19 protein-coding genes are annotated in these 17,904 nt (G+C 42.5%); 15 read left to right on the top strand and 4 right to left on the bottom strand.

The annotated features are described in order from the left end of the window. The first annotated feature begins 93 nt into the window (after positions 1–93). From ACFQ3S_RS18550 to ACFQ3S_RS18520, 7 genes are all read left to right on the top strand, one after another. Complete coding sequence (locus tag ACFQ3S_RS18550; RefSeq protein ID WP_377167278.1) at positions 94–3,399, top strand: amidohydrolase family protein; 3,306 nt, start codon at positions 94–96, stop codon at positions 3,397–3,399. A 523-nt stretch (positions 3,400–3,922) separates the two neighbouring features. After that, positions 3,923–4,150 (top strand): hypothetical protein, encoded by a 228-nt coding sequence (locus ACFQ3S_RS18545; RefSeq protein WP_377167276.1) that lies wholly within the window; start codon positions 3,923–3,925, stop codon positions 4,148–4,150. A gap of 95 nt (positions 4,151–4,245) precedes the next feature. Beyond that, positions 4,246–5,013, top strand: coding sequence for a trans-aconitate 2-methyltransferase (gene tam / locus ACFQ3S_RS18540; protein ID WP_377167274.1), 768 nt, complete (start codon positions 4,246–4,248; stop codon positions 5,011–5,013). 44 nt (positions 5,014–5,057) lie between these two features. Next, on the top strand, positions 5,058–6,317 hold the full coding sequence (locus ACFQ3S_RS18535) for a glycosyltransferase (protein WP_377167272.1): 1,260 nt from the start codon (positions 5,058–5,060) through the stop codon (positions 6,315–6,317). Between the two features lie 122 nt (positions 6,318–6,439). Then, positions 6,440–6,853: a DUF1810 domain-containing protein gene (locus ACFQ3S_RS18530; RefSeq protein ID WP_377167270.1), complete on the top strand. Its 414-nt coding sequence runs from the start codon at positions 6,440–6,442 to the stop codon at positions 6,851–6,853. Positions 6,854–7,030: 177 nt separating this feature from the next. After that, positions 7,031–7,444 (top strand): hypothetical protein, encoded by a 414-nt coding sequence (locus ACFQ3S_RS18525; protein WP_377167268.1) that lies wholly within the window; start codon positions 7,031–7,033, stop codon positions 7,442–7,444. A 15-nt stretch (positions 7,445–7,459) separates the two neighbouring features. Continuing rightward, positions 7,460–8,485 (top strand): DUF4189 domain-containing protein, encoded by a 1,026-nt coding sequence (locus tag ACFQ3S_RS18520; RefSeq protein ID WP_377167266.1) that lies wholly within the window; start codon positions 7,460–7,462, stop codon positions 8,483–8,485. A gap of 2 nt (positions 8,486–8,487) precedes the next feature. On the opposite strand, the gene ACFQ3S_RS18515 is transcribed toward ACFQ3S_RS18520, so the two are convergent. Then, complete coding sequence (locus ACFQ3S_RS18515) at positions 8,488–9,294, bottom strand: alpha/beta hydrolase (protein ID WP_377167264.1); 807 nt, start codon at positions 9,292–9,294, stop codon at positions 8,488–8,490. Between the two features lie 514 nt (positions 9,295–9,808). Here ACFQ3S_RS18515 and ACFQ3S_RS18510 point away from each other — a divergent pair. Further along, entirely contained in the window at positions 9,809–10,270 is a 462-nt protein-coding gene (locus ACFQ3S_RS18510) for a hypothetical protein (RefSeq protein WP_377167262.1), read from the top strand. Positions 10,271–10,355: 85 nt separating this feature from the next. Here the strand turns inward: ACFQ3S_RS18510 and ACFQ3S_RS18505 are convergent, their stop codons facing one another. From ACFQ3S_RS18505 to ACFQ3S_RS18495, 3 genes are all read right to left on the bottom strand, one after another. Then, a complete protein-coding gene (locus ACFQ3S_RS18505) occupies positions 10,356–12,290 on the bottom strand; it encodes a DNA polymerase III subunit gamma/tau (protein WP_377167260.1) in 1,935 nt (644 codons plus the stop codon). A gap of 129 nt (positions 12,291–12,419) precedes the next feature. Beyond that, positions 12,420–12,722: a PIN domain-containing protein gene (locus tag ACFQ3S_RS18500; protein WP_377167258.1), complete on the bottom strand. Its 303-nt coding sequence runs from the start codon at positions 12,720–12,722 to the stop codon at positions 12,420–12,422. Further along, on the bottom strand, positions 12,719–12,943 hold the full coding sequence (locus ACFQ3S_RS18495) for a hypothetical protein (RefSeq protein ID WP_377167256.1): 225 nt from the start codon (positions 12,941–12,943) through the stop codon (positions 12,719–12,721). The genes ACFQ3S_RS18500 and ACFQ3S_RS18495 overlap by 4 nt, the downstream gene beginning before the upstream one ends. A 76-nt stretch (positions 12,944–13,019) precedes the next feature. Here ACFQ3S_RS18495 and ACFQ3S_RS18490 point away from each other — a divergent pair, with 76 nt between their 5' ends. From ACFQ3S_RS18490 to ACFQ3S_RS18460, 7 genes are all read left to right on the top strand, one after another. Then, positions 13,020–13,601, top strand: a complete 582-nt coding sequence (locus ACFQ3S_RS18490) for a Uma2 family endonuclease (RefSeq protein WP_377167254.1) — start codon at positions 13,020–13,022, stop codon at positions 13,599–13,601. A gap of 111 nt (positions 13,602–13,712) precedes the next feature. Continuing rightward, on the top strand, positions 13,713–14,072 hold the full coding sequence (gene rpsF, locus ACFQ3S_RS18485) for a 30S ribosomal protein S6 (protein WP_377167252.1): 360 nt from the start codon (positions 13,713–13,715) through the stop codon (positions 14,070–14,072). 2 nt (positions 14,073–14,074) lie between these two features. Next, entirely contained in the window at positions 14,075–14,338 is a 264-nt protein-coding gene (gene rpsR, locus ACFQ3S_RS18480; RefSeq protein ID WP_377167250.1) for a 30S ribosomal protein S18, read from the top strand. A gap of 17 nt (positions 14,339–14,355) precedes the next feature. Further along, a complete protein-coding gene (gene rplI / locus ACFQ3S_RS18475) occupies positions 14,356–14,799 on the top strand; it encodes a 50S ribosomal protein L9 (RefSeq protein ID WP_377167248.1) in 444 nt (147 codons plus the stop codon). A gap of 151 nt (positions 14,800–14,950) precedes the next feature. Further along, positions 14,951–15,637: a monofunctional biosynthetic peptidoglycan transglycosylase gene (mtgA, locus tag ACFQ3S_RS18470; protein WP_377167446.1), complete on the top strand. Its 687-nt coding sequence runs from the start codon at positions 14,951–14,953 to the stop codon at positions 15,635–15,637. A gap of 223 nt (positions 15,638–15,860) precedes the next feature. After that, positions 15,861–16,622 carry an ABC transporter ATP-binding protein gene (locus ACFQ3S_RS18465; RefSeq protein WP_377167246.1) on the top strand — a complete coding sequence of 254 codons (762 nt, stop codon included), beginning with the start codon at positions 15,861–15,863 and terminating at the stop codon, positions 16,620–16,622. A gap of 121 nt (positions 16,623–16,743) precedes the next feature. Continuing rightward, entirely contained in the window at positions 16,744–17,901 is a 1,158-nt protein-coding gene (locus tag ACFQ3S_RS18460) for an ABC transporter permease (RefSeq protein WP_377167244.1), read from the top strand. Positions 17,902–17,904 lie beyond the last annotated feature (3 nt).

Here is a 17,904-nt window from a genome sequence, read left to right as displayed (position 1 = left end):
GCCGCTTGGCTCCAGCCAAGTGGCAACTATTATTCGGCCTCCGGCCTACACACGTATTAACGAAGCACAACAATCTCATCACCTCCATCCCTAATGCATACATTTACAACCTCCCCTTTTGCCCATAATTTCTTAATTTCGCCTCCATTAGCCGACACCATGAAATACTACTACCTCTCCATAATTCTGTTATCAGTTACCCTTAACGCTGCCGCTCAAAAGTGGAACGTGGAAAACACCATAGGCCCCACCAAAAAGGTCAGCATTATTACCGACGAAGGCACCTGGATGAACCTGGATGTGAGCCCGGATGGTAAAAATGTGGTTTTTGATATGCTGGGCGATATTTATACGATACCGGTAGCAGGGGGTAAAGCGGTATTGCTAACCGGCGGCAAGGCCTGGGATGTTCAGCCGCGCTATAGCCCCGATGGTAAAAGTATATCCTACACCAGCGACCGCGATGGCGGCGATAATATTTGGATCATGAATGCCGATGGTGGCAGTAAACGTGTGGTGACCAAAGAGACCTTCCGGCTGCTTAACAATGCCTGCTGGACACCCGACGGACAATACCTGGTAGCCCGCAAGCACTTTACCAACACCCGTTCGTTAGGCGCAGGTGAATTATGGATGTATCATAAAAACGGTGGCGAAGGCATCCAGCTTACGAAACGCAAAAACGATCAGCAAGACGCCGGCGAACCTGTGGTATCGCCCAAGGGCAAATATATTTACTGGAGCGAAGACGTTACCCCCGGCCCAAACTTTCAATATAATAAAGATCCTAACCAGGGTATTTATGCCATTAAACGCTTAAACCGCGTGACCGGTGAAATTGAAACCGTGACTGGTGGAAGCGGCGGAGCATGCCGTCCGCAGTTATCGCCCGATGGTAAGCTGATGGCTTTTGTAAAACGGTCGCGCTTAAAAACCGTATTGTACATCCATAATGTATTAACGGGCGAAGAATGGCCTGTTTATAACGATTTGTCGCACGATCAGCAGGAAACCTGGGCCGTATTTGGCACCTATCCCAACTATAATTGGCTGCCCGATAATCAGCACATCATATTTTACGCAAAAGGCAAGATCTGGAACCTGGATATTTCGACCCTGAACGCGATGAACGTTCCATTTGAAGTTACCTCACAGCAAACCATCACCGAGGCGCTGCACTTTCCGCAAAAGGTTTACCAGGAAGAGTTTACGGCTAAAATGATCCGCCAGCTAACCACCTCGCCCGATGGTAAGCGGGTTGCCTTTAATACGGCCGGATATATTTACATTAAAGACCTGCCATCGGGCAAACCCGAACGCATCACTACTACAACCGAGTTTGAATACGAGCCGGCTTTCAGTCCTGATGGAAAGCAATTAGCTTACACCAGTTGGAACGATGAATTAAAAGGCGCAGTTAATGTGATAGACCTTACTACCCGCAGGGTTACCCGCCTCACCAACGAAAGAGGATTTTATTACTCGCCGGTGTTTAGCAACAAAGGCGATAAAATAGTTTACCGCAAAGGCGAGGGTAACGATGTGCTGGGTTTCGCATTCGGCAAAAATCCGGGCATTTATACCATTGTAGCTACCGGCTTTGCATCGCCGCAGCTCATTATTAATAACGGCATCCGTCCGCAGTTTTCGGCTGATGACAGTAAGCTATATTACCAAAGCAGCGAAGACGGCAAAAAGGCTTTCAAGGTAATTGATTTGACGCTGAACGGCGTAGCACCTAAAACATTATATACCTCTACCTATGCCACCCAGTTTGCGCCAAGCCCCGATGGTAAGTGGATGGCTTTTACCGAACTTTTCAATTGCTATATAACACCCATGACCCAGGTGGGCAACGCGCTCGAGCTATCGGCCACCAATAAAGCCCTGCCGCTTAACCGCCTTACCCGCGACGCCGGCACGTACCTGCATTGGAGCAAAGACAGTCAGAAACTCATGTGGACCTTAGGCCCTAAGTACTATACGCGTGATATTCGCACCGCTTTTCCTTTTATAGAAGGCAATGGTGAGAAAGCACCTGCTGCCGATACCGCCGGAATTGATATTGGCTTGAAATTAAAGTCAGATATTCCTACCGGGAAAATTGCTTTCACCAATGCGCGCATCATCTCTATGAAGGGTGATGAGGTTATTGAAAAAGGCACCATTGTGATAGACCGTAACGTGATTATGGCGATGGGAAAAAATGTGCAGCCCCCCGCCGATGCCAAGGTTTACGATGTGACCGGTAAAACCATCATCCCGGGCATTGTGGATGTACACGGGCATTTAGGTGTTAGTCCCGATGGGATATCGCCGCAGCAAGACTGGCATTACTTTGCTAATTTAGCTTACGGCGTAACCACTTCCCACGATCCATCAAGCAATGCCGAAATGGTGTTTAGTCAAAGCGAAATGCTGAAAAGCGGCCGCATGGTTGGTCCGAGGGTGTATTCAACAGGTAACATATTATACGGTGCCGATGGCGATTTTAAAGTGGTGATCAATAGCCTGGACGATGCCCGTTCGCATTTGCGCAGGTTGAAAGCAGTGGGGGCATTCTCAGTAAAAAGCTATAATCAACCCCGTCGCGAACAGCGCCAGCAAATTATTGAGGCTGCACGCGAGTTAAATATGGAAGTGGTACCCGAAGGTGGTTCTACCTTTTTCAGCAATATGAACATGATTGCCGATGGGCACACAGGCATTGAGCATAACATCCCCGTTTGGCCGGTTTACAAAGACGTAAAAAGCTTTTGGAATGCCAGCAAAACCGGTTACACGCCTACCCTCATTGTAACCTACGGCGGCCAGTTTGGCGAAAACTATTGGTACGACCGCAGTGAGGTTTGGAAGAACGAACACCTGCTAACCTTTACGCCACCAGCCAATATTGATGCGCGGTCGCGCAGACGCACCACTTCGGAGTATGGTGATTATGGCCATATTGATGCGGCCAAAGCCACCAAACAAATTGCCGATGGCGGCACTAAGGTAAATTTAGGCGCTCATGGTCAGTTGCAGGGCTTAGGTGCCCACTGGGAAATATGGATGCTGAACCAGGGCGGCTTTACGCCATTGCAGGCCCTGCGTTGCGCTACCATAAACGGCGCGGCATATTTAGGTATGGATAAGGAAATTGGTTCGCTGGAAGTAGGTAAACTGGCCGATTTAGTAGTACTCAACCAAAACCCTTTAGACGATATCCGCAATAGCGATAACATTAAGTACGTGATGGTGAACGGCCGTCTGTTCGATTCGGACTCTATGAACGAAACGGGCAATACCGAAAAGCCACGCCTGCGTTTTTGGTGGCAGCTCAACCGCGGCGATATGATGAATATGCCGGTTGGGAATACGGAAACTTATCTGTTTGGCAGTAGTGATGGGGAGAATTAGTTTTTAGTTGAAGTGGTGAGTAGCAGTTACAACTTGCACGTGCTGCCGCTGTTAAATGCTTGTAAAACATTTAACAGCCGTCATGCCGATGAATATAAGCATACCACATACCAATTCATAAACTGTTAATATGCAAAGAGTTCACCTTTCTGTTGAGGAGGCTGTCTCATAAGTAAAATGGAGACTCTGAGAATCGTCTGTACAAAAACTATCTCAGCCACCTATCCGAATAAATTAAAGAAAAAAGAGGCTGTCTCGTACTTATGAGAAAGCCTCAATTGATTATGCTTGCTATTAACGATACCGGAATCATAAAAAAGAGAAATCAAAAGATCGAAACAATTTAAATAATTAGTGCTTTTCAGCAAGTGAATCACCAAATCGGAAGTCACTATCAATGCCTTTGCAACTGCACTGGATTTGATTTTTTATCTTATTTCTCCCATATTTTCAGGCTAATGATATTTATAACTAATAAATATTTTCAGCAAACATGGTGTTATCGATTAGCTATCTTTACCCAATGATGCAGATCGTTGTTGATTTTAATGACACTTACGTGCCAATAACACTAAACCAAGAACTTACGTTGATGACCTTTATGGCACCACAGAAGATTGGTACGGATCAAGAATTACTGATCAAAATTGAGCCGCAGGGAAATCCTTTTCTACCGAACGTCTTCAACCTTGACTTCGGCCCGCCTGATATAGAAACCGTTGTTGCCCGGGCAAGAGGTAGAAGAGTTTAGTCCACTCATATTGTAATATATTAAACTGTTTGATTTTAATTATATAAATAACCTACACCATCCATCGGTTAAATTAACCTAACCACTAAATCTCCATGAGATGGTCATCCGTACAATATTCAAAGTTTGAGAACGAGCGTAACCGGCCTATACATGATCTGCTGGCGCAAATACCTAACAGCAATGTAAAAACTGCTGCCGATATAGGTTGCGGACCGGGCAACTCAACCGAACTATTAGTTCAAAAATATCCGGGTGCCCATATTATTGGGATGGACAGTTCGGCTAATATGATTGAAGCGGCACGTAAACGGATACCTGCCGTAGTCTTTGAAGTTGCCGACATTGCAACCTGGCCAAACCCTGGCGCTTTCGATGTAATTTTGGCTAACGCATCATTGCAATGGGTGCCCGATCATGCTTCTTTATTCCCGGCACTAATTGCTAAACTGGCACCGGGCGGCACCTTAGCTGTACAAATGCCCGATAATTTTAACGAACCCGCGCACCGCCTGATGCGGGAAGTAGCGGCTAATGGAACATGGAGCAACAAGTTGGCTAACTCATCAAAACGGTTGGTACGCGAAAGTGCCGATTGGTATTATGAACACCTGCGCGGTAAGGTAGCCAGTGTTAACATCTGGCGAACTACTTATTATCACACGCTTACCGGCGGCTCAGGCGCGGTGGTGGAATGGTTTAAAGGTACCGGACTACAGCCATTTTTAGCACCGTTAAACGAGGAGGAACGCAGCCTGTTTTCAGACCAATACCAGCACGAGATCAGCAAAGCATACCCTGCCTATGCCAATGGAACTGTACTACTGCCTTTTCCACGATTATTTATTGTGGCAACACGGTAAGGTGTTCGCACTATTTGCTTACATTTCGTTCAAATTAAAAGGGGATGCATTTCGGACTATTTACTTACGGCTCAAGGGGCGATGTGCAGCCATATATTGCACTGGCATTGGGACTCATAAACCGTGGTCATCAGGTTACCTTAGCCGCACCTCAAAACTTTAAATATTTTGTAGAGGATTACGGTATAGCCTTTCATGCGCTGCATGGTAATACCGAAGAAATAGTTTACTCGCCCGAATGCCTGGAGGTGATCAAATCGGGCAGCGACCTGGCTTTTGTACGCTTTTTTATTAAAATACAGCACAATATACGGTATGAGCTATTTAGCTCCATCATCAACGGATGCAAAGCGGTAGATGCCGTCATCGCCAACAATGTAGGCTGCATGCAGGTAAGTATTGCTGCCGAACATCTCCACAAAAAACTGCTTATTGTTCAACTCAATCCGCCCGCTATACCTACCAGTGCATTTGCCCTGCCCGGGTTCGATTTTATTAATTATCAGTGGTATAACAAACTAACTTACCGCATAATGCAGCGTGTGGTTTGGCGCATGGCAAAGCCCGACCTGATAGAATTTAGGCAACTGCTGAGGTTACCCCCCTTTGAGCAAACCATATTTAAAAACTTAACCGACCAAAAAATACCCATACTGCACGCCTTTAGCGAGGAATTAATTAAGCGCCCGACAGATTGGGAGAGCCATTACCCGGTCACCGGCTTTTTAACTCTGAACAAAAGCACCCGTAAAAGTAACGCAACAGATACTATCCCCCAAGATTTGGTCAACTGGTTGCAAGCCGGCGAAAAGCCCGTTTATATAGGATTTGGCAGCATTCCCATACCCGACCCCGACAGGTTAAGTCAAATTATACAACACCTGCTTACGCACACCAACCACCGCATTTTATTTTGCGTGGGCTGGTCGCACATACCAAATTTGCCGCATCATAAAAATTTGTTTGTAGTATCATCCGTCAATCATCAATGGTTATTTCCGCAGTGTAAAACAGCAATTATTCATGGTGGCATTGGCACACTTACGGCAGTATTGCAGGCAGGCATTCCACCTATTGTAGTGTCCTTGTTTGTAGATCAGCCTATATGGGGCAAAATTATTGCGCGTAAAAAAGCAGGGATGCACTTGCCCTGGCGTAAACTTAACGCGCAAGGTTTAGTTAAAGCTATCGCCGAAACCAGTACTTCTGTTTTAACCCTTCAAGCCGCTACAATGAGAGAAAAACTTAATAGAGAGGATGGTGTAATTAATGCGGTTAATTATATTGAGGGCTATTTTGTTTAAGAGCCAAATACGGTTGCGTACATCAGTCAAATTATGCTGAGCTATTATAATATCACAAGCCTTAAATTATTATGAGGGTTATTAACACTAAAAAAGTAACCATGTACTAACAAAACAAAGCTATGCAATATACTTTACAAAGGTTTACCCAAGCGCAAGCAAATAACTATGCCGATGCTTTGGCCGAAATTAAGAACGGTAAAAAACGCACACACTGGATGTGGTATGTGTTTCCGCAAATACAAGGTTTAGGTAATAGCGAATTTGCCCGTCTTTATGCCATTCATAACATGGAGGAGGCCGAAGCCTACTTAAATCACCCGGTTTTAGGGAGTAGGTTAAAGGAAATAAGCACTGCCTTGCTTCAACTGCAAAGTAACGATGCAAATGAGATCTTTGGCAGCCCCGATGATATGAAATTACAATCATGCATGACCTTATTTGCAATGGTTGCTGATACTAACCCAGTGTTTCAACAGGTATTAAATAAATTTTACAATAACGCAAAAGACCCAAAGACTTTGGAACTAATTTAAATACCCATTATTTCTAACAGATTAATCCCGGCTCATTTAACTTTTAATGGTATTATTATTTACATAAATAATTAAAATTATAACTAATAATATAAGTTATAATCAGTTTAATGTATATATTTTATAAATAAGCAGTGTTGTATATATTTGATAATATACTATCAAATTAAAATTACAATGAGAAAACACCTACTATTATTTGTTTTGCTTGTTACGGCAACTTTGACTTATGCTCAAAGTGAAACCGAAACATTAGAGTGGCTAAACATCAAAAAAACCGAGATTACTTTGGGCTCGAGCTATTCGAGTACGGTAAGCAGTTACAGCACAGTAAAATTGTTACTTACCAATGAGACCATGCGCTTAGAAAATGACAAAGGTGCCTGGACAGAAGGAAACTGGAGTTCAATTAAAGAAGTAAAGAACGAAAATAATTATGTAAAAATAATTTACAACTTTAACTACGATAACAAACCTACCATTATAGGTCTTTATATAAGCGATTCTGCCATAAAAGAAAAGTATATTAAAGCTGTTAAGCACATGGCTACGCTTAAAGGCGCTAAAATGATAGATTCGGATCTGTTTTAAACTGTAATATCCGGTATGAGAAATTTTTACATACTTGCTTTACTGCTAACGGTATGCTCTCGTAATTATGCTCAAAACGTATATGGCGCGTTAGCTATCGACCGCGATAACGGCTTTTATTACGGTTGGGCCAATGATTATGCATCACTTACGGGGGCAGAAAACCGGGCTATTAAAGAATGTACTGCAAAAGGCGGCAATTGCAGCGTAGTGCTTAGCTGGGAAGGTAAAGCCTGTGCTGCGTACCGCACCATTTCGGGTAATGTTGGAACTGCCTATGGCTGGGGGCTTGCTGCTACACGTGAAGAAGCTGATGCCATTGCCACTAAGGAAGCACTTAAACGAAGCAAAGGAATTTCTCCAAGCAACTATGCGTGGGTTTGTAATACAGTTGGTGCTTTTAAACCTATTAAAAGCGAAACTGCTGTAAACGATAAGCCCATTGCCGGCACAGCCGCTGCTGCTCCCCTAACCAATACATCGGGTGTTAAAACCGGTGTGCTAAAAGGTGCAAAAGATAATGAAGGCGTTGAATATGACTATGAGGGGCAACTGCTTGATAATAAACCTCATGGCATTGGTACTATTACTTATATTAAAAAAGGCGATACTTACACCGGGCAGTTTAAAAACGGTCATATTAATGGCCGGGGGTTTTACCGTTGGCCAAGTGGCGCCAAGTACGAAGGCGAATTTGTTAACGACAGTATGCAGGGAAAAGGCACTTACTATTTTTCAAACGGAAACATTTACACCGGCGATCTCTTTAATGGCAATATGCACGGCTCTGGTACTTGGCGTACACCCAATGGGGGGCAGTACACCGGGCAGTTTAAAAATGGTAAAAAACATGGCAGCGGAACGCTTGTTGCCGGCAACGATCAAGAACTTATTTACACCCCTAAAACAGTTAAATATATAGGCGACTTTATAAGCGGTGACAGGATAGGTTATGGCAAATGTTATGATATAAACGGAAAATTGCTTTACAGCGGTAATTTTAGTAACGATAAGCCTTCGGGCACTTATCCCGCTCAATAACCTCAGCTGTTGAAAGCTTCTTGTAGCCATACGTAAAACTTTGAAAAATCATCATGCCATTGCTGCTCGTTGTGCCCGGCACCCGGAATAACTTGAATTGCTACCTGCTTTTTATCAACTACTTTACTTTGCACAATAGCAGCCATTCCCTGCATATCGCCCACCATATCATCACTTTCAGCATCTCCGCAAACAAAATAATAGCGCGAATTTTGTAGCGTGTTTAAATTCTCTGCAAAACTATAAATATCTTTAGCTATCCAAAACGCAGGCGAAAACACGCCAGCATTACCAAACACTTCGGGGTACTTAAGCGCAGCATAAGTGGTTATTAGCCCGCCCATAGAACTGCCCGCTATAGCTGTATGCTGTGCACTGGGCAGAGTACGGTAGTTATTATCAATAAAGGGCTTTAAAGTGTTCACTAAAAAACTGGTATAAGCATCCCCCCTACCCTCGCCATTTTCTTCCGAATTAAAAGGGTAATATTCATTTATCCGGCTTTCCTCACCATGATCCACAGCCACAATAATGCAGGATTTATGATAAAAACGCTCGTCCATTATTTCGTCAACCCCCCATTCCTGATGACTGGCCGTGTACTGATCGAACAGATTTTGACCATCGTGCATATAAATTACCGGGTAATGCTTGTCCAATGCTTTATAATCGGCCGGTAGGTATAACCAAATACGCCGCTCTGTTTGCAACTCGGGCATCCGAAAATGTTCATCCAAAACATGTACTTGTGCGCTTGCGGTGTGTTTTTCCTCCTCGGTTTGGGCGTATTGCTCTTGTACGGTATCCATTAATTTATGCTTGATGCGGTGCTATTAGCAATAGCCTTGCCAAATTCCAGCAATTTCGCATAAGCTTCAAAAATACATAGGTAACAGCGTTGAGGAAGTAGGTATGGTTAGGGGTAAATAATTATAATTCATATCAAGCATGCAATGTCTGCCACTCTTATTAATAGCCGGGGCTATAGCATTCTGATGTTTAAGTAGTTAATTTATTCAGGTAGGTTATTTGATTTTATACCGGGAGATCTTGTGCTTTAAGATTACGATCATACTTGCTTGCCTTGTTATCAAACGCTTTTAACCATATTCACTAATCGATCAATTTTTTCATCCAGCACTACCCATTCCTTATGGGATAATGATAGGTATTATATAGGATCTTAAATTTCTTTCACTTTTATTTAATATAGAAACCTTATACTACTATGAGAGAGGGTTTTGGAAAGGCGCCATTTATATTCGTTTCCTTAAAACTTTGGCCTGATATTTTCTGTTATATTTATACTAAAGTTTTAAACCTATGAAAAACGACGATACATTTTATCCCGGTTTTAACGACGAGAACATGGATAGAGACAAAAAACTGAAAGACGATTTGAACGAAGAAAGCGCTGCCCACGATTTAAAATACGACCCAGATACCAATAGCTACGAAATTGAAGTTGCTAGTAACGACCCGGACTATGATCCACCTGCATTGTTTGAAACCGCTGCACCAAATGGTAGCGATGCTAATTCCAGCTACGATGAGGCTAACCCTTACGATACTTTAGGTGAGTACGATAAAGACCGTTCACTGGAAACCGATGTAGAAGGTTTGGGTATGCACATTGACGATGGTAAAATTGTAGAGCTCGACCCGGTTGATGAGGCTCTCTCGCATACTCCCGAAGATGACCGCGACGACCTTGACGAAGAAGGTTATCCAAAAGATGATTCGGACATTGCCGGAGAGGCAGAGGATGATGAATATTTAAAATAACCTCACCACGGCCCTCTCCAAAGTAGAGGGAGAAGCAATACCCTTTTTATGCAAAGCCCTCCCCTTTTGGGAGGGCTGGGAGGGGTTAATCAAATTCCAGGTTAAACCGCTTTTTTAGTTCTATCAACTGCGGGTTTTTGGAAGCCATGTGTTGAAACTTCTCTAACGAAGTGTAAGGCTTTCTTACCACCGTTTGTTCATCAATACGGGTGTTTACTTCAATATCAAAGTTACGAAGTATGGTACGGAGGTAATTCATTAAACCGGGCTTCTCATCCCTGAAAACAGTTTCCTGCGTACGATTACTTACAATAATCTCATAATTAACAGGATTTGTCATTACCGGTGCATTAGCGGTAAGGATAGTGACCAAAGTAGCTTTCCCTTCAGCTTTAATTTTAGCCGCATAATCATTCCAGCATTTTAAAAACTCATTGGTTGTAAAAGTTTCCTTATCGGTTCCATATAAATACGGGTTTTCCTCTTCTTCCACGGTTAAAGTGCCTGCGCCACCACCTTTTAAAGATGGGCTTAGCGATATTGTACTTAATAAAGAAGCCGGTTTATGATTAACGGTATCATGCATAATAGGCTCGAGTACCTTAGCGGCTACCGGCTGTGGCGATGCGGAAGGCAATGCGTCAGTAACATGTTTAACTTCTGCTGGTACTTCTACCTTAATTAAGGAGGGTGTAGCCATTAGCGACTGTGTAGAAGCCGGATATAACGCCTTCGGCTCGTTCAATACCTGTTCGGGCTGCTTTTGAACGGGCGAGTTAACCGGCACTTCAACAGTGAGCGTAACAGGTGCAGAAGCTACAAGCTTAGGTGCATCGGCAACAGCCGTTACGCCTGGATCAGAGTTTTTTTTTAAGGCCTCACCAATTGGTGAAGCTGGTGTGGTAGATGCACTTGCGGCGGTAAACACAGCAGAAAGATGGCATATTTTCAGCAAGGCCAGTTCTACTTGCAAACGCTGATTTTTACTCAACCGGTAATTCAGATCGCACTGGTTGGCAATGTTCATGGCCGATAACAGGAACGATGTACTGGCCTGCTGCGATTGTTGCAGGTATTTATTACGGATTCCGTCGCTTACTTCCAGCAGCTTCAGCGTAGCCGCATCTTTGGCTACCAGCAAATTACGCAGGTGACCCGATAAGCCGGTTATGAAATGACTCCCATCAAACCCGTGCGATAAAATCTCATCGAACAACAACATGGTTTTGGCAGTATCCTCTCCCAGCAAACTATCGGTTACGTTAAAGTAATAATCGTAATCTAAAATGTTCAGGTTATCAATCACCGAACGGTAAGTCACTTGTCCGCCCGAAAAACTCACGATCTGGTCGAACATCGACAGCGCATCCCTTAAACCGCCATCGGCTTTTTGAGCGATGATGTGCAAGCCGTCGGGTTCGTAAAATATGCTCTCCTTTTGCGCAATGGAAGCCAGGTGATTAGCCATATCCTCTACTCTAATGCGGTTAAAATCGTAGATCTGGCAACGCGAAAGTATGGTTGGCAGTATCTTATGCTTTTCGGTAGTGGCCAATATAAAAATGGCATAGTTAGGCGGTTCTTCGAGCGTTTTTAAAAACGCATTGAATGCCGCCTGTGAGAGCATGTGCACCTCATCAATAATATACACCTTATAACGGCCGGCCTGTGGCGGTATGCGCACCTGCTCTATCAGGCTGCGAATATCATCAACCGAGTTGTTTGATGCCGCATCCAGCTCATGTACGTTAAAAGAATTTCCGTTTTGAAATGCCCTGCACGAATCACACTCGCCGCAAGCCTCGCCACTGAACTGCAAATTAGTACAGTTAATAGTTTTGGCCAATATACGGGCACAAGTTGTTTTACCTACTCCACGCGGCCCGCAAAATAAAAATGCCTGCGCCAGTTGACTGTTCTTAATCGAGTTCTTCAACGTGTTAGTCACATGTTGCTGACCTACCACGCTTTCGAAAGTAACCGGGCGATATTTACGAGCCGAAACTATAAAATTATCCACAGCACCAAGGTAAGAATAAAAGGATAAAGTTAAAAGGCGGGAAGCTGAATGTTAAAAGAAGGTTTATAGCAACCTCAAATTCTCTATAAATCTAAAGTCTTTAGTATTCAATGTATATAAGATAAAATCTTAACGAACTGCGGTAGCTGCAATCAACATATCTGGAACTGAAGGCCGATGACTTAAAGCATAACTTTCAGACAAATAATCAAAAACATGTATAACACGCTCATCCAATGACAAAACACTAAAAAATGCTTTTAACTTTTTGCACTTTATTAAATCACTTTTATCCTTAGCTCCACGATAAAATTCAGCAACTACAACAGGAGTTATATATAAATCCTGTTGATTGTACTCATAAATTTGCTGCTTAATGTCTTGATTGCCTTTTTGTAATTCGATCAGGATACAGGTATCTAAAATGATCATTTATTTGGCCAAGCTTCTTTACGAATAATTTCTATAGAAGGGAAATCAGGGATAGATTCAATATCGTCTAAATAAGTTTTATTTCGAGCCAATACTATCTGTTCATCAACTGCCTTTTCGGTTAATTCAACAATCACAACCTCTACTTTTTTACCATAAAATTCTTTAGGTAATTCAAAGGTGTGGTGTTGCTGATCTGGAAAAACTATCTGCCTGTACATGAGTTAATGTTTGAACAAATTTACTAAATTAAATTATCACATAAAAAACATACTTTTGGTTAAAGCATTTACAACTATGCAGTTTTCAGATCTTGATTTAACCAAAAGCTACACCTATGCCGACTACCTGAAATGGCAGTTTGATGAGCGGCTGGAATTAATTAAAGGTAAGATCTTCAAAATGAGCCCGGCACCGGGTTATACCCATCAACGCATATCGCAATATGTGAATGTTAAATTATATAACTTTCTAACTGGTAAGCCTTGCGTAGTTTGTGCAGCCCCATTTGATGTGCTATTATCACGTACAATAAATGAGGAACATATTATAACTGTATTGCAGCCCGATCTATGTGTAATTTGTGACACATCCAAAATTACTGAACGAGGATGCTTGGGCACACCTGATATAGTAGTTGAAATACTGTCGCCAGGCAATAACAAGAAAGAACTACAAAACAAATACGAAGTCTACGAGGAAGCCGGCGTGCTCGAATACTGGATCATTCATCCATCCGAAAAAACATTTTTAAAGTATAGCTTAGTTAATGGTGCTTACCAGGCTTCCCGACTTTTAACACTTGGCAATGAGGTTACCACACCCGTTTTGCCCGGTTTTACACTGAGCTTGGAAGAAGTATTCGCCGATAATCAGTAACTATTCACGCCCTCAACTATTTATCTTAACCAGGTATTGCAATTTTGCAAGAGATTTCCTACATTTGCGTCCCCGTTTGCACGGGCAATACAAATTAACAAAAAGTATAAAATGCAACAGTACGAAACCGTAATCATTCTAACCCCGTTGTTATCTGATGAGGTTGCTAAAGAGGTAATTGCCAAATTCAGCAAGCTTTTAACAGATAACGGAGCCGAAATTGTTCAAGAGGACAGTTGGGGTTTGAGAAAATTAGCGTATCCTATCCAAAAAAAATCGACAGGATACTACCACCTCACCGAATACCGTGCTCCAGGTGAATTAATTAACAAACTGGAAGTTGAATTCCGTCGTGATGAGCGTGTGATGCGTTTCTTAACTATTTCTCTGGACAAACATGCACTTGCATACAACGAGAAAAAACGTAGCGGTGCTTTCAACAAAAAACCTAAAACCGAGGAGGCAGCTTAATTATGGCAAACGATCAAATTCAATACGTTACCGCTCCTAAAGTGGACGATAACCGTAAAAAATACTGCCGTTTTAAAAAGAACGGTATCAAATACATTGATTACAAAGACGGTAACTTTTTATTAAAGTTCATTAACGATCAGGGTAAATTATTACCACGCCGCTTAACAGGTACTTCGTTAAAATTTCAGCGTAAAGTGGCCCAGGCAGTTAAACGTGCCCGCCATATTGGTTTGTTACCTTACGTTACTGACTCGTTAAAATAATATAGGAGGTTAACAAAATGGACATTATTTTAAAACAAGACGTTAAAAACCTCGGCGAGAAAGACGAAGTGGTTAAAGTAAAATCGGGCTATGGCCGTAACTTTTTAATCCCTAAAGGTTTTGGTATTTTAGCTACCGAATCGGCACGTAAAGTTTTGGCTGAAAACTTAAAACAGGCTCAGTTTAAACAAGACAAGATCCGTAAAGATGCTGATGTAATTGCCGCCCGTTTAGAAGGTGTAAAATTATCTATAGGCGCTAAAGCCGGCGAAAGCGGTAAAATTTTCGGTGCTATCAACACTATTCAAGTTGCTGATGCATTGAAAAAACAAGGCTTCGATGTTGATCGTCGTCGTATTACTTTCAACGAAGAGCCTAAATTTACAGGTGAGTACACTGCTATCTTAAACTTACATAAAGAAGTTAAAGTTCAGGTACCTTTCGAAGTTGTAGCTGAGTAATACCTCACCCCAACCCTCTTCAAAAGAGAGGGAGCAGGAGAATATTTGATAAAAGCTCTTTCCTAACGGAAAGGGCTTTTATATTTTAGCAGCGTTTTTCTATTTATTTTTTTTTAAAAGCCCTCCCTTTTTGGGAGGGTTAGGAGGAGCTATGGGTATTGGAAAATTAATTTGGCGTTTTGTAAGGATATTTGTGTTCGCTTTTATAGCGATCTCAGTTTTGTGGGTATTGCTTTACAAGGTTATTAACCCACCGGTTACCTGGCTCATGATCAGTCGTGGTTTCGAGCGAAAATCGGATGGTAAAACCTGGAAGATAGACAAACACTGGAAAGATTTTGACGAGATTTCCATCAACATGAAAAAAGCCGCAATAGCCGGAGAAGACCAGTCGTTTTTAGAGCATAATGGATTTGATTTTAAGGCGATTGAACGTGCCATAAAAAAGAACCAGAAAAGTAAAAAAATTATAGGCGGAAGTACCATATCGCAGCAAACGGCCAAAAACGTTTTTTTGTGGCAAGGCCGTTCGTGGTTACGTAAAGGACTGGAAGCTTACTTTACATTGCTTATAGAAACCATGTGGAGCAAGCAGCGTATTATGGAAGTTTACCTCAATGTAATTGAAATGGGTGATGGCATTTACGGTGCCGAAGCTGCCGCGCAAAACTATTTTCACAAACCTGCCGCTAACCTAACCCGCCGCGAATCCGCCGCAATCGCTGCCATATTTCCAAGTCCGTTAAAGCGATCGGCGGTTAACCCTACGCGTTTCATTAGGCACAGGCGCTATTTGATTATGAAAAACATGAAGAGATTAGGACCTTTAGATTTTTAAAAGGAAAGCTTATTCAAACACAGTATTGCGAGATACGAAGCTATCCCGGCACGAAAAATGACGGACTAATTTTCTACGCAGGGATAGCTTAGTACCTTGTACAAATGAACTAATTTTAGCGTTTAAAATTCTCTTAACTCGTTTTCTTACCACTCACCGCTTAAAACATGCCATTCGCCGAAAATAGTTTTTAATTTTCCGCATACAACCCTACTTTTAGGGTATGGCAAAACAACCTATCATCACCGTTAACAACCTGGTAAAACAATACGCCGATTTTACCGCCGTTAAAGGCATTAGCTTTGAGGTTTACGAAGGCGAAATTTTTGGCTTGCTTGGCCCAAATGGTGCCGGCAAAACCACTACACTGGAGATCATTGAAACCCTGCGTAACAAAACATCGGGCGATGTACTGGTAGATGGTTTCAGTATTGATACCCAGGCTAACCAAATTAAGCAACGCATTGGAGTGCAGTTACAAGCAGCAGGTTATTACCCTAATTTAAACCTGACCGAACTGCTTGAACTTTTTGCCGGCTTATACGGAAACCGCATTAAGCCTATGGAAATGCTGGAAAAAGTGGCCCTTACCGATAAAACCAAGGCTAAGTTTAAAGACCTCTCGGGCGGGCAAAAACAGCGTTTCTCTATTGCCACCACTCTTATTAACAATCCCCGCATTATATTTTTAGATGAACCCACTACCGGGTTAGACCCTCAGGCGCGTCGTAACCTTTGGGAACTGATCCGCCAGATCCGCAATACCGGTACAACCATTGTAATTACCACCCACTATATGGATGAGGCCGAAGAGCTTTGCGACCGCGTAGCCTTTATCGATGGCGGCCATGTTATCGGCATTAACACCCCCGATAGCTTTATTGACGAACTGGTATCTACCGGCTTCGAACGCAAAAAGCAAGTAAAGCAGGCCAACCTCGAAGATGTGTTTATTAACCTAACGGGAAAGGAATGGCGGGAGTAAGCGCCCAACCCCTCCCAACCCTCCCCAAGGGGGAGGGCTATTGATCAAACTTTAAATTTCATCACTTTAAAAAATACCCCTAAAACTCCCTCTCCTTTGGAGAGGGCTGGGGAGAGGTACCATGAACACTTCACCATACAGTAACACCCGTGCAACATTGGCCATTGCCAAAGCCAGTTTACGTTCCATATTCCGCAGCCCGTCGGCTGTGGTGTTCAGCTTATTATTTCCGTTGATATTTATTGTGGTATTTGCCAATATTGGAGGCGGCGGCGTAACTGTTGACGTGGGCGTAGCCAAAGGATGTGACACGCTTAATCCAATTTATAAAGCTTTGCAACAAAGTAAAGTAGTAAACCTGATTAAAAATCAGTCGTCGGAAGATATGAAAAAGAATCTTGCTAAAGGTTCTATTGATGCCATTTTAGATGTAAAAGTAAATGGCAAAACTGGTTGGACAATTTATCCTCCATTAGCTGCATTACCCAAAATCCCATCAACGCTAAATACAGCTCCATTTACACTAAATATACAATATTCAAATGCGTCTCAAGATAAAGGCAGCATACTGAAGTCTATATTAAACAATGTATTATATAATATTAACAGTGTTGTATATGCTAACTTGCCTAAAATTGCTGAGATAAAAGAAACCACCGTTAAAGGCCGCGAATACAAATACATTGATTTTATTTTACCCGGACAGTTAGGATTCTCCTTATTGAGCACGGGCGTATTTGGTACAGCTTTCGTATTTTTGAGTTTACGCCAAACTTTAGTTATTAAACGCTTTTTTGCCACACCGGTAAAACGCTACAGCATTGTATTAGGTGAAATGCTTGCCAGGGTAATATTCGGGTTATTAGGTGCTTTGGTTATTATTATAATTGGGCATTATGCTTTTGGGTTTACCTTAATAAATGGCTTGGGCACCATGCTGAATATGCTGGTGCTATCGTTCATAGGGCTCATCGTTTTTATGGGCTTTGGCTTTATTATATCGGGCTTGGCCAAAAACGAAACCAGCGTACCTCCCCTATCCAACATTATTACCTTACCTCAATTTTTACTGTCGGGTACGTTTTTTTCTACAGCCGCTTTTCCTAAATGGTTGCAGCCAATCAGTAATGCTTTACCGCTTACACATCTTAATAACGCCATGCGTAAAGTGGCCTTTGAAGGAGCCGGCCTGGGCGATGTTACCCACCAGTTACTCATTTTGTTAGCTTGGGGTATAGTGATTTATGCAATAGCTATTAAAACCTTTAAATGGGAATAAATC

Origin of the sequence: Mucilaginibacter terrae (genome assembly GCF_042679325.1) — a bacterium.
Lineage (GTDB): Bacteria > Bacteroidota > Bacteroidia > Sphingobacteriales > Sphingobacteriaceae > Mucilaginibacter > Mucilaginibacter terrae.
The sequence above is the reverse complement of the archived record's forward strand: the minus strand, read 5'-3'. Positions and strand labels throughout refer to the sequence as shown.

What these genes read in the sequence shown, in the direction of transcription:
- ACFQ3S_RS18550 (WP_377167278.1), top strand. Translation starts at nt 94, where the DNA reads ATGCATACATTTACAACCTCCCCTTTTGCCCATAATTTCTTAATTTCG.
- ACFQ3S_RS18545 (WP_377167276.1), top strand. Translation starts at nt 3,923, where the DNA reads ATGATGCAGATCGTTGTTGATTTTAATGACACTTACGTGCCAATAACA.
- tam (WP_377167274.1), top strand. Translation starts at nt 4,246, where the DNA reads ATGAGATGGTCATCCGTACAATATTCAAAGTTTGAGAACGAGCGTAAC.
- ACFQ3S_RS18535 (WP_377167272.1), top strand. Translation starts at nt 5,058, where the DNA reads ATGCATTTCGGACTATTTACTTACGGCTCAAGGGGCGATGTGCAGCCA.
- ACFQ3S_RS18530 (WP_377167270.1), top strand. Translation starts at nt 6,440, where the DNA reads ATGCAATATACTTTACAAAGGTTTACCCAAGCGCAAGCAAATAACTAT.
- ACFQ3S_RS18525 (WP_377167268.1), top strand. Translation starts at nt 7,031, where the DNA reads ATGAGAAAACACCTACTATTATTTGTTTTGCTTGTTACGGCAACTTTG.
- ACFQ3S_RS18520 (WP_377167266.1), top strand. Translation starts at nt 7,460, where the DNA reads ATGAGAAATTTTTACATACTTGCTTTACTGCTAACGGTATGCTCTCGT.
- ACFQ3S_RS18515 (WP_377167264.1), bottom strand. Translation starts at nt 9,294, where the DNA reads ATGGATACCGTACAAGAGCAATACGCCCAAACCGAGGAGGAAAAACAC.
- ACFQ3S_RS18510 (WP_377167262.1), top strand. Translation starts at nt 9,809, where the DNA reads ATGAAAAACGACGATACATTTTATCCCGGTTTTAACGACGAGAACATG.
- ACFQ3S_RS18500 (WP_377167258.1), bottom strand. Translation starts at nt 12,722, where the DNA reads ATGATCATTTTAGATACCTGTATCCTGATCGAATTACAAAAAGGCAAT.
- ACFQ3S_RS18495 (WP_377167256.1), bottom strand. Translation starts at nt 12,943, where the DNA reads ATGTACAGGCAGATAGTTTTTCCAGATCAGCAACACCACACCTTTGAA.
- ACFQ3S_RS18490 (WP_377167254.1), top strand. Translation starts at nt 13,020, where the DNA reads ATGCAGTTTTCAGATCTTGATTTAACCAAAAGCTACACCTATGCCGAC.
- rpsF (WP_377167252.1), top strand. Translation starts at nt 13,713, where the DNA reads ATGCAACAGTACGAAACCGTAATCATTCTAACCCCGTTGTTATCTGAT.
- rpsR (WP_377167250.1), top strand. Translation starts at nt 14,075, where the DNA reads ATGGCAAACGATCAAATTCAATACGTTACCGCTCCTAAAGTGGACGAT.
- rplI (WP_377167248.1), top strand. Translation starts at nt 14,356, where the DNA reads ATGGACATTATTTTAAAACAAGACGTTAAAAACCTCGGCGAGAAAGAC.
- mtgA (WP_377167446.1), top strand. Translation starts at nt 14,951, where the DNA reads ATGGGTATTGGAAAATTAATTTGGCGTTTTGTAAGGATATTTGTGTTC.
- ACFQ3S_RS18465 (WP_377167246.1), top strand. Translation starts at nt 15,861, where the DNA reads ATGGCAAAACAACCTATCATCACCGTTAACAACCTGGTAAAACAATAC.
- ACFQ3S_RS18460 (WP_377167244.1), top strand. Translation starts at nt 16,744, where the DNA reads ATGAACACTTCACCATACAGTAACACCCGTGCAACATTGGCCATTGCC.